The 454-nt window shown below is 68.1% G+C and carries 1 pseudogene; it reads left to right on the forward strand.

Features of this window, described 5'->3' with window-relative positions:
• A pseudogene (locus ACFW2E_RS30685) lies at window positions 1-278 on the forward strand (alpha/beta hydrolase); the annotation flags it as partial.
• Window positions 279-454 lie beyond the last annotated feature (176 nt).

Here is a 454-nt window from a genome sequence, read left to right on the forward strand (position 1 = left end):
GCCTTGCGGTGGTCGAACCGCGCATCGTGGCCGCCGGTCTCTTCGCAGGGAGTCTCGTGCCCGCCGCCATGTTCGAGGAGGCCCGCCAGGTCACCGTTCCGCTGCATGTCCTGCTGCAGTGGGACGACGAAGGGAACGACCGGCAGGCGGCCCTGGACCTGTTCGACGCCTTCGGCTCCAAGGAGAAGACCCTGCACGCCAATCTCGGTGGGCACACCGGCGTCCCGCAGTTCGAGCTCGATGCCGGGGCCCGGTTCTTCGCCCGGCACCTGAAGTGAAACCGGGCCGTCAGGCCACCGGCAGACGGTAAGCCGTGTTGGCCAGGATGCTGCTCGCCGAAGGCAGGTCCCGGCGCTCCTCTGCCGGCTATGCCGCGGCCCCAGCCAAAAAGGCACGGGCCGCGCGTCCCAAACCAAGAAATTTTGGAAAACCGCCACCCGAACGGTGCTGCCCA

Source organism: Streptomyces sp. NPDC058964, assembly GCF_042741275.1.
GTDB lineage: Bacteria > Actinomycetota > Actinomycetes > Streptomycetales > Streptomycetaceae > Streptomyces.